The sequence below is a fragment of the Mycobacterium sp. genome (assembly GCF_040509115.1).
GTDB lineage: Bacteria > Actinomycetota > Actinomycetes > Mycobacteriales > Mycobacteriaceae > Mycobacterium.
The window spans coordinates 1-9876 of record NZ_JBEVLO010000477.1 but is presented as its reverse complement, the minus strand read 5'-3'; the positions used below and the strand labels follow the sequence as shown (position 1 = coordinate 9876).

The 9876-nt window shown below is 68.4% G+C and carries 10 protein-coding genes; 1 reads left to right on the top strand and 9 read right to left on the bottom strand.

Going from position 1 to position 9876, the window contains the following annotated elements; all coding sequences use genetic code 11:
- The 9 genes from ABW137_RS32480 to ABW137_RS32440 all read right to left on the bottom strand — a co-directional run.
- Positions 1-962 (bottom strand): MSMEG_0565 family glycosyltransferase (locus ABW137_RS32480; protein ID WP_526406488.1); only part of this gene is annotated, 962 nt, incomplete at its 3' end.
- Between the two features lie 2 nt (positions 963-964).
- A complete protein-coding gene (locus ABW137_RS32475; RefSeq protein ID WP_526406486.1) occupies positions 965-1804 on the bottom strand; it encodes a carbon-nitrogen hydrolase family protein in 840 nt (279 codons plus the stop codon).
- A gap of 54 nt (positions 1805-1858) precedes the next feature.
- Positions 1859-3304 carry an MSMEG_0567/sll0787 family protein gene (locus ABW137_RS32470; protein WP_526406484.1) on the bottom strand — a complete coding sequence of 482 codons (1446 nt, stop codon included), beginning with the start codon at positions 3302-3304 and terminating at the stop codon, positions 1859-1861.
- A 5-nt stretch (positions 3305-3309) separates the two neighbouring features.
- The gene (locus ABW137_RS32465; RefSeq protein ID WP_526406482.1) at positions 3310-4365 is read right to left on the bottom strand and encodes an MSMEG_0568 family radical SAM protein; all 1056 of its coding nucleotides are present in this window, start codon (positions 4363-4365) and stop codon (positions 3310-3312) included.
- Positions 4366-4381: 16 nt separating this feature from the next.
- Positions 4382-5812: a class I adenylate-forming enzyme family protein gene (locus tag ABW137_RS32460; protein ID WP_526406480.1), complete on the bottom strand. Its 1431-nt coding sequence runs from the start codon at positions 5810-5812 to the stop codon at positions 4382-4384.
- A 9-nt stretch (positions 5813-5821) separates the two neighbouring features.
- Positions 5822-7105, bottom strand: a complete 1284-nt coding sequence (locus ABW137_RS32455) for an MSMEG_0569 family flavin-dependent oxidoreductase (protein WP_526406478.1) — start codon at positions 7103-7105, stop codon at positions 5822-5824.
- A complete protein-coding gene (locus ABW137_RS32450; RefSeq protein ID WP_526406476.1) occupies positions 7102-7401 on the bottom strand; it encodes an MSMEG_0570 family nitrogen starvation response protein in 300 nt (99 codons plus the stop codon). Before ABW137_RS32450 ends, ABW137_RS32455 begins: the two co-directional genes overlap by 4 nt.
- Entirely contained in the window at positions 7394-8323 is a 930-nt protein-coding gene (locus ABW137_RS32445) for a carbon-nitrogen hydrolase family protein (RefSeq protein WP_526406474.1), read from the bottom strand. The genes ABW137_RS32450 and ABW137_RS32445 overlap by 8 nt, the downstream gene beginning before the upstream one ends.
- A gap of 26 nt (positions 8324-8349) precedes the next feature.
- On the bottom strand, positions 8350-8871 hold the full coding sequence (locus ABW137_RS32440; RefSeq protein WP_526406472.1) for an MSMEG_0572/Sll0783 family nitrogen starvation response protein: 522 nt from the start codon (positions 8869-8871) through the stop codon (positions 8350-8352).
- A 205-nt stretch (positions 8872-9076) separates the two neighbouring features.
- On the opposite strand from ABW137_RS32440, the gene nei2 reads away from it, so the two are divergent.
- Positions 9077-9835, top strand: coding sequence for an endonuclease VIII Nei2 (gene nei2 / locus ABW137_RS32435; protein WP_526406471.1), 759 nt, complete (start codon positions 9077-9079; stop codon positions 9833-9835).
- Positions 9836-9876: the final 41 nt, after the last annotated feature.

Here is a 9876-nt window from a genome sequence, read left to right as displayed (position 1 = left end):
GCCTCGGCGAACGTCGCGGGAGTCGACGCGTACCGAACGGTGTCGCCGAACACCTCACGCAGAACGGGTAGGTCGCGGGTGACGACGGGCCGCCCGGCCGCGAGCGCCTCCATGGCGGCCAGACCAAAACCCTCCTTGGTCGACGGGAAGGCGAAGGTGGCCGACGCAGCGATCAAACTCGGCAGTTCGTCGTCCTCGACCGCCCCGAGGATCACCGGCTCGACGTCCAGTTCGACGCACCGACGCTCGAACGCGGCACGGTAGTCGCGGTAGTCGAATAGCGTCTCACCGCCCGCGATCACCAGATTGACGTCGGGAAGTCGTTGCCGCAGAAGGTGGTACGCATCGATCAGGTCGATGGTGCCCTTGCGCGGTTCGATACCACCGACGGCGAGCACGTACCGGCCCAGGCGCCGGCTCCAGCCGTCGCGCAGCGCAGCCCCGGAATCGGATGCCGCCTCGACGAACCTCAGGGCACGCACGCCGTTCGGGATGACCGTCGGGGTGAACCCCCAGCCGTGGCGGACCTCCTCGGCAACCGCGGCCGACACGCAGATGCGGGCGTACGGCTCGACGACCGCCTTCTCGTGACAGTCGGCAAGCACTGGCGTGGTGAACTCGTCGAGGTGGTGGATGGTGCGGATGCAGGCACCCACGGCGTTGGCGCTGATGCAGTCCTGCGCATGGACGATGTCGAAGTCGCCTGGCCTGAACGCGTTTCGCAGCAAGGCGATCGACCGCACGATGCGCTCGGTCACCGCCTCCTCGGGCCGGTCGGGGAACTCGACCAGCCGCACCCCCACCGCGGAATCCACCTCACGGAAGAAGCCACGGTCGCCCTTGCGGGCCAGCGACCATACGGTGACGTCGATCCCGGATGCCGCCAAGGCCTCCGCGAGGTTCAGGGTGTGCACCACACCGCCGCGCGGTTTCGTCGAATAGGTGAGCAGCGCGACGCGCACCGTCAGATCCCCGTCCTGGCGCCGTACACGTCGACCCGGCGTTCAGCGAGGTGGTTCAACACCTTTCGCGCGCGGGTGATCTCGGCGTCGACGTCGACGGTGACCTTGGCCAACCCGCCCTTGGACCCGGTGTTCACCAGCACGTCGCCGCCGGGGCCCACCACCTTGGCCTGGCCGAGGAAGCGCAGCGCGCCCATCACGCCCGTCTGGTTCGACGACACCACGACTACCTGGTTCTCCGCGGCGCGGGCGCAGTCGTAGAGGTCGAACAACCTCGACTGCCGGTCGGCGGGCAGCCGGGAGGCCCGGTCGGTCACGCTTGCTGGCCACGCCGACAGCGCCGCGATGATCTGGGCGCCGTCGAGCGCGAGGGCGCGGGCGGACTCGGGGAAGGTCTTGTCGTAGTCGATCAGCATGCCGAGCCGGCCGACCGGAGTGTCGAACGCGGTGAAGGTGTCACCCGCCAGATATGCGAGCGACTCCCCTGCGGGCTGATGCACCTTGCGATGGTGGCCGAGCACGCCGTCGCCGGAGACGCAGATCGCCGCGTTGTAGCGGCCGCCGAGCGCCTCCTCGGCGTATCCGACGCATACCGTCATCGACCCGGCCGCCGCGATCACCGCCTCGATCTCCGGCCCGTCGGGATCCAGCGCGGGTGGCCGGTCGTCCGGATCGGGGGCCCGCAGATCACCGATGTAGCCGCCGAGGCACGCGTCGGGGAACACCAGCAACTCGACGCCGTCGCGCGCGGCGGCATCGACGATGCCGACGACCTTACTGACGCCGCGATCCACGTCGCGGCCGAAGTGGGCCGCGACGGCACCGATCGTCACCAACGTCATTCCCCGGTCGCCCCGCTGGAGCCGCGCCTGCGTGGACTGTCTTCCGCTGCCAATTCAGGCCCTCCCCAGGCCGGTCACTCCCGGCGCGACGGCGGTCGTCGCGACGCCGTCGGGCCACCTCAGTCGAACACCGTGGTCAACCGTCAGCCTGCCGCATGCCTCCGAGACCACGCCGCGAGGCGTCTGCGGCACGTCGGCCCCTGGCTGGTCGGCGGTGAGCATCGCGTAGCCAGGAAAACAGGTCAGCCACGCTCCCATGTCCGCGTCGGAGGGCCGCGGAATGCGGGCGACGTCCAGCTCGGCACCGGTTCCGCTGGCCTCGACCAGCATCCCGACGGTCCCGACGACGCCTGCCATGCTGACGTCCTTGGCCGCCCGCGGCGCCATCTTCGCCACCAACGCAGCGAGTTCGGCGAGGTCGTCGGCGCTACGGGTACTGCTCGAATCCCATTGTCTGCCATGCTGACCCGGCCGCCAGCCGCCAGTGAGATCAGCGGTCAGCCGCAGGGTGTCCCCCACCGAACCGCCACCGGCGCGCACCGGACGCGTAGTCCGACCGAGGGCGGTGACGGCCAGCGCGGCGGGCACCCCGAGTTGAGTGTGGCCGCCGAGGACGGGAACCCGCCACGCCTCCGATGCCCTGGCGATGCCGCGCACGATCCGCGTCAGCAACGAGCGAGTGGGCGCGCCGACCGCGTCCAGCAGACCCGTCGGCGCGGCGCCCATCGCCGTCAGGTCATTGACGTTGACCAGCACCGAACACCACCCCGCCCACTCCGGATCGCGTTCCACCATGGACGGGATGATTGCATCACATGCGGCCACCAGGTCGCTGCCCGGCACGGGCACGCCGTCGTCACCGACGAAGCCGACCGGTCCGAGGCCGCCCGGCACCGCCCGCAGCGGGGCGAGCGCATCGCCGAGGAACGACTTGGTTGCGTCGGCGAGGCGTTGCATCTGGTGCAGCGGCCAGCGCATCAGCGCGTGCGGTTGACCTGCCACCAGGCAGTCGCCGTGGTCCTCCCACCCCAGCGACGCGAACATGGCCGAGTAACGGCGTTGCACCATGGCGTCGAAGCGCAGCACGCCGGCCGATTCGGCGTGGGCGCAAGCCGCCCGCACCAGGGCGGGGCCGACACCCGAGGACCTCGCCGCTTCGACGGTGACCAGCCTGCTGCCCGCCCACCAGCCGAGGTCCGGTGTGCACTGCGGCGCCAGCCGCACGCCACCGAGCACCGTGCCGTCGGTGCTCGTCGCCACGAGGACGACGGTTCGCGGATCGTCGTCGACGTCGTCGGCGTCGCTACCGACGAACAGACGCTGGTCGACGACGAACGCGTCGTGGCGCAGCCGCCGGTAGGCCGCGACGTCCTCGGCACCGTCCGCGTGCCGGATCAGGAATCCGGACGCGGGTGCGGCGTGACTGCGGGCGCCCGCCAGGATGGACAGCTCTTGACGACGCCGGTACTGATGGAGCACTTGCTGGTCGACCGTCTCCATGCGAGTCACCCACCCACACTCTGCAGCACGCCGCAGGCCCCACACGCGGCACAGCCCGCCTTCTGGTCGGCACCCGCCATGCCTGCGATCCGCAGCGCATTCGCGACCTCCCTTGACACCTTCTCGACGGTCGCCGCGTCCGGTGCGCCCGCGCCATCGACGTCCACCGCCAGCGTGCCCGGATGCGGGCGGAACGGTACGACGAAGGGGTAGACACCCATGTCGACGAGCTCGGCGGCACCCGCGATCAACTCCTCGGGGTCCTCTCCGAGCCCGACGAGCAGATACGTGGAGACCTGGTTGCGGCCGAACACCCGCACCGCCTCGCGCCACGCCTCGCGATACTTCGCCATCGGCACCGTCGCCTTGCCAGGCATCCAGCGGCGGCGGACGTCGTCGTCGAGCGATTCGACGTGGATGCCGATGGCATCGGCGCCCGCGTCGCGGAGCTCGGTCAGGACGGCGAGGTCGGCGGGCGGCTCACACTGCACCTGAATCGGCAGCCCGGGCACCGCGGACTTCACCGCCCGGACGCAGCGGGCCAGGTGCCTGGCGCCTCGATCGGCGCCCGCCGACGTGCCGGTCGTCATCACCATCTGCTCGATGCCGTCGAGCCGCACGGCCGCTTCGGCGACCTCGGCCAGCTCGGCGGGCCGTTTCACGGCGGTGGTGGCACCCGAGCGCAGGGACTCCTCGATCGAGCAGAATCGGCACCGCTGGTCCTCCGCGTAGCGGATGCAGGTTTGAACGACGGTGGTGGCAAGCACGTTTCGACCGTGCAGCCGGGCGATCTTCTCGTAGGACACGCCGTCGGCGGTCTGTAGATCGTAGAACTTCGGTCGGTTGATGACGTCGACGGCGAGGCCGGTGTCCGCACCGTCGAGCAGTACCCGACTTCCGTCGAAGACGAACGGGCTATCGGGATTCAGCTGGATGGCTGCGGCGCGACCGTCGATCATCAGGTGGCCGTCGTCGCTGGGGCCGGCGCCGGCAGTGCGGCTCACCGGTGGTCGGCCCCGGATCCCCAGCAGGGCGAGGTCGACACGGGTGGAGACGGTCATGGGTTCTCCTAGCACTTCAGTGAGGGGCGGGATTGCGGTGCAGGGATGCGTAGGTGCTACGGCGAACCTTGCCTGCGGCGTTTCGGAGGGATCTGCGGGTGACGTCGATATGGCACGGCATTTCGTGCGGCGCCAGTCGCGCCCCGGCGAAGGCGCGGAGATCGTCGGCGTCCAGCTCGGCCTCACCGACGTCTACGACCGCCGCGACGCGATCCGCGACTCCGAAGACGACCGCGCCGCGGACGTCGGGATGAGCTTCCAGGACGTGCTCGACGCGGGAGGGAAACACCCGCTGCGCTCCAGCGCCGATCACGTCGGCCACGCGTTCCACCACCGTCAGATAGCCGTCCGCGTCGAGCATTCCGAGGTCGCCGAGGGTGTCCCAGCCATCGGTGGTGCGCCGGGACGCGGCACCGAGGTAGCGATATGCGGGTCGCTCACCACGCCGCATCCAGATCGTCCCGACCTCACCCGCCGATGCGATCGCGCCATCGTCACGCTGGATCCGAATCTCGGTGCCACCGATGGGTTTTCCGACGCTGCCCGGTCGAATCAACCAGTCGGTGCCGGTGATCATCGTCAGGCCGTTGGACTCGCTGCCCGCGTACACCTCGACGACGCGCTCGGGTCCCAGCCAGTCGATGAGTGCCCTCTTGTCGGACTCGGCGCAGGGTCCGCCCATGTGCAGCACCGACTCGAGCGACCCGACGCCTTCGCGCTGGGGCGCCCGAATCAGCGCGTGAATCATGCTCGGCGACAGGAGGGTCCACGTGACCCCATGCCGTCGGACGAGTTCGACGAAGCGGAGCTCGTCGAATCCGTCGGTGAGCACCAGTCGGTGCCCGGTGAGCAGACCGCGGAATGCGTAGGTAAATGACGCCGAGTGCCACAGCGGCGACAGGACCAACTGCACCGCGCGACGCGGAAGGAAGGCCGCGATGGGCCGGTCGGCGTCCAGCAACGCCGGTGCATTGGCCATCACCACCTTGGGCCTGCCAGTGCTACCCGACGAGATCGGCGCCTTCCAGCTCGATGCGAAGGCATCGCGCAACACCGCGTCCGGTAGCCGAGGATCGGGCGTGAAGCCTTGCGGCAGAAACGGTATCGACGCATCACGTGGCGGTGTTCCGATGACGAGGGCGGGTCTGGCCAACCGCTCCAGGTCCGCCCTCTCGTCATCGGCCAGCGACGGCGCCACCGGTTGGGGGGTGGCACCCACCTTCCAGACCGCCACGCAGGCCACGACGAATTCGATGCTCGTCGGCAGCGACACGACGACCAGATCGTCGCGGCCCACGCCGAGGGCCAACAGCTCCCGCGCCAGTCGGTTGCTGCGCCGGTCCAGATCGGCGGCGGTCAGTTCGGTGTCGTCCTCCACCACCACCACCGCTCCCGGTCCGAGCAGCGCGCGGCCGGTGATCAGCCGCGAGAACGATTGGCGCGCCATGTCTGTCCGTCAGCGGGCTACGGCGAGACGGGGTGTGGACTCGCGACGATCGCTGTCGATGATCTTCTCCGCGATGTGTCGGGCGTCGCGGTCGATCCCGAGAAACCGGCCCGAACCCCAGGTGTGCATCCACGGCAGCCCCACGAACGACAGTCCTTCGACGGAGGTGACGCCACGGTTCTGCATGGGCCGTCCGCCACCGTCGAACGCGCTCGCCTCGATCCACCGGTAGTCGGGCCGGTAACCGATGGCCCAGACGATGCTGGTGATGCCCTCGGCGGCCAGATCGAGCTCGGTGATCTCGGTGTCGGGCTCCCAGACCGGCATGTACCGAGACGCCGGGGCAACGGACCCCTCCAGTCCGTGACGCTCGATGTGGGCGTCGATGTCCGAGCAGATCGAGTTGTAGGTCGAATCCGCCTTGTCCAGCGCGGCGCGCAACGACGGCTCGAAGACCAGGCGGGCGTCCTTGCCGTCGGCCAGCGTGCCGTACAGCTTCATGCCCTCGGTGGCGAAGCGACGCAGGTCGATGTCACGACCACCGTCACGTCCGGTGACGTAGTGGTTGGTCTTCTCGATGGCCGCCTTGCCGCCCGGGTACTCCGGGGCGGGCTTGTCGTAGAGACCCATGTCGGACAGCCAGGTCATGCAGTCACGGCCGCGGTAGGAGCGGGCCACTCTCGGCGCGCTGCCGACGGCGAGGTGAACCTGCCTGCCCTCGAGGTGGAGATCTTCGGCGATCTGAGCCCCGGACTGCCCGGTGCCGACCACCAGGACGGCCCCGGCGGGCAGCTGGTCGGCGTTGCGATACTCCTCCGAATGGATCTGCGTCACAGCCTGATCCAGCGAACCGGCGAACGGCGGGAGCACGGGAATGGGATACCCGCCGGTGGCGACGACCGCGTGATCGCACGTCAGCAGCTCCTCCCCGGACGCGGTCTGCAGCGTCAACTCGAAGCCGCCGTCTGCGGACGGGCGCAGCGTCGTGACTCGGGTGTGGGTCATCACGGGCGGCTCGAAGGTGTCCAGCCAGCCCGCTAGCCACTCCACCACTTCGTCACGCGTCATGAAACCGTCCGGATCGTCGCCCTGGTAGGCATATCCGGGCAGCTTGCAGTGCCAGTTGGGTGTGACGAGGGTGAAGTTGTCCCAGCGGGTGTCGGCCCACGCGTGCACCGGGGTCTGGGCCTCCAACACGACGTGGTCGACGTCGGCCTGGCCGAGGTACCAGCTGACGGAGAGTCCGGCCTGTCCACCGCCGATGACGGCGACGGTGACGTGTCGGGCGTTCATGACGTGGTCTCCAGTCCTGGGTGCATGGCGACCACGCGAATGGTCGCATCGGAGGGGAATTCGGCCGCAGCGCCGACGATCTCCTGCGTGGTCCAGGCTGCCGAGCTGCAGGCGAAGCCGAACTTGGCGCGGACGCGTTCACTGGCCTCGTGCAATGCCCTCTCGGACCGGTCGAGGAAGTCGGCGACGGTGTAGTCCGAGCCGGCGCTCAGGTAGTCGTGCATGACCAGGCTCGGCGAGTAGCACCGCTGCAGCCTGCCGTTGGGCCACTGCACGTCGAACGTCATCTCAGGCATGAGCCAGATCACTTCCCGTCGCCTTGCTCGCTCCGGCCTCCTGCCACTGGTTGGCACCCTCGGCGGTCGCGTCGGTGACCGGGCCGTACACGTCGGGCCGACGGTCGCGCAGGTGAAACATGCCTGCGCGCATCGCGCGAAACGTGCCGGCGACGTCGACCTCGGCGACTGCCATGCCGCTTCCGAGAAGCGTTGTAGCGAGGGTGTTTCCACCGGGATCCACCACCTTGGCGTTGCCGACGTAGCGCAGCGATCCGAACGTTCCGCTCTGATTGGAGGCGATCCAGAACACCTGGTTGTCCAGCGCGCGAGCCGCATCGAACAGGTTGAACCGGTAGGTCCACCGGTCGTCCTGCAGGTTCTCGGCGGTGGCGGTGCGAGCGGCGGGCCAGGCCGACAGGCTGGCGATGATCTGCGCGCCCTTGAGTGCCATGACGCGGGCCGCCTCGGGGAAGGCCTTGTCGTAGCAGATCTGCAGTCCCACCCGGCCGACCGGCGTGTCGAAGACGTCGTATCCGGAGCCCGGTGAGTAGGACATGCCTTCACCCAGCGGCTGATGCACCTTGCGATACGTACCGTAGACGTGGCTGCCGTCGAGCACGGCGGCAGCGTTGTAGCGGGTCTCGCCGTCGTCGTCGAGTTCGCAGAAGCCGATCGCGATCAACAGGTCGCCGATGATCTCCTGAATCCTGGCGATCTCGGGGCCGTCGATGCGGATGGCGGGTGGAAGGGACTTCGACGTCGTCTTGACCGTGTCACCGTGATTGCCCAGCGACGACAGGTAGCCGCCGATGGCAGCCTCCGGGAGCACCAGGAAGTCGACGCCCTCCTCACGGGCCTGAGCAGCCAGCGACTCGATCAGTGCGTAGTTCTGTTCCAGGTCGCGGGTGAAGTTGGCCGCGACCGCGGCGAGTTTCGTCATCATCAATCCTCCTGTGCACCTTGGTCTTAGACCATGTAGGTGGAGTTGATGATCGCGCCCTTGCGCGCGTAGTGGATCAGCGCATCCTGCACGTCGAGCGGGTGCGCGGGGATGACGCCTTCGATCAAGTCCTCCTCGCGGCCGCCGTGCAGCGCCAGTCCGAAGCGGCAGCAGAACACCGTGCCGCCCTCTGAGATGAAGGTGGCCAGCGAGTCGTTGATGTTCTGCGCGCCGGGGAAGCCGGAGTCGCCCGTCGTGGGAAAGCCGCGGGTCGCCAGGCAGTTGATGGCGCCGGGTCCGTAGAAGTACATGGCCGACTCGAAGCCCTTGCGCAATGCCCTGGTGGCCTGCAGCACTGCGACGAAGCTGACCGACGATTCGTGGGCGATTCCGTGCACCAGCGTGAAGTAGCTCTCGCCGTTCTCGGCCTTGTAGTCGGGGAAGATCTTGGTTCCGCCGTAGATGTTGGAGCCCTTGGGCAGGGACGGGTGCGGGATCTCGGCAAGCGAGGTCTTGATGTTCTCGGCGATCGAATCGTCAAAGGCCATGTCGTGTTCCAACTTTCGTGGTTGGTGCGGGAGTGAATCGGAAGTTCTGCGGTGGCTCGGCGTCGCTGCCGGCGGGCCGATTGGCTTGGTCCAATTACAGGAGCTCGGTGTTTCCGAATGGTCATCGCAGGAATACGTTTCGGTTATCGAGACCTCACGTCGGACATCTGCGCGTAACAATCGACGCTCGCGGTAGCGTGGCGGAATGCCAGAGGGTGACACCGTGTACCGCGCGGCGGAGAAGCTGCGGGAGGCACTGATGGGCAAGACGTTGACCAGATGCGACGTCCGGGTGCCGAAGTTCGCCACCGTCGACCTGACGGGCACCGTCGTCGACGAGGTGCTCAGCCGTGGCAAGCACCTGTTCATCCGCGCTGGTGATGCGAGCATCCACTCGCATCTGAAGATGGACGGCGCGTGGCTGGTCGGCGGTCAGATCCGCCGCGTGCCCGAGTACAAGGTGCGGATCCTCCTCGAGACCGCCGACACCAGGGCGGCCGGGATCGACCTCGGCGTGCTGGAGATCCTGCCGCGCGACCATGACATGGAGGCCGTCGCCCACCTAGGGCCGGATCTGCTCGGTGACGATTGGGAACCGCGGACCGCGGCCACCAACCTGACCGCGGATCCGGATCGGCCGCTGGCCGAGGCCCTGCTGGATCAGCGGGTGATGGCGGGCGTGGGCAACGTCTACGCCAACGAACTGTGCTTCGTCACGGGGCGGCTGCCAAGCTCGCCGGTGAGCAGCGTGAAGGATCCGTTGCGGGTCGTGCAGCGGGCGCGGGACATGCTGTGGCTCAATCGTTCCCGAGTGAATCGGACCACCACCGGCAATACCAGATCCGGCAGCGACCTATGGGTGTACGGACGGGTGGGCCGCCCGTGCCGTCGGTGCGGGACCATCGTCGAGTCGGATCGCGGCGGTGACCGCGTCACGTATTGGTGTCCGAACTGCCAGACCTAGAGGCGCGATTTGCGTGTTGAAACCCGCGCCCGGCGCGGGTT

Coding starts and splice junctions, on each gene's coding strand:
- ABW137_RS32460 (WP_526406480.1), bottom strand. CDS start 5,812: ATGGCGCGCCAATCGTTCTCGCGGCTGATCACCGGCCGCGCGCTGCTC.
- ABW137_RS32465 (WP_526406482.1), bottom strand. CDS start 4,365: ATGACCGTCTCCACCCGTGTCGACCTCGCCCTGCTGGGGATCCGGGGC.
- ABW137_RS32440 (WP_526406472.1), bottom strand. CDS start 8,871: ATGGCCTTTGACGATTCGATCGCCGAGAACATCAAGACCTCGCTTGCC.
- ABW137_RS32450 (WP_526406476.1), bottom strand. CDS start 7,401: ATGCCTGAGATGACGTTCGACGTGCAGTGGCCCAACGGCAGGCTGCAG.
- ABW137_RS32475 (WP_526406486.1), bottom strand. CDS start 1,804: ATGACGTTGGTGACGATCGGTGCCGTCGCGGCCCACTTCGGCCGCGAC.
- ABW137_RS32445 (WP_526406474.1), bottom strand. CDS start 8,323: ATGACGAAACTCGCCGCGGTCGCGGCCAACTTCACCCGCGACCTGGAA.
- ABW137_RS32455 (WP_526406478.1), bottom strand. CDS start 7,105: ATGAACGCCCGACACGTCACCGTCGCCGTCATCGGCGGTGGACAGGCC.
- ABW137_RS32470 (WP_526406484.1), bottom strand. CDS start 3,304: ATGGAGACGGTCGACCAGCAAGTGCTCCATCAGTACCGGCGTCGTCAA.
- nei2 (WP_526406471.1), top strand. CDS start 9,077: ATGCCAGAGGGTGACACCGTGTACCGCGCGGCGGAGAAGCTGCGGGAG.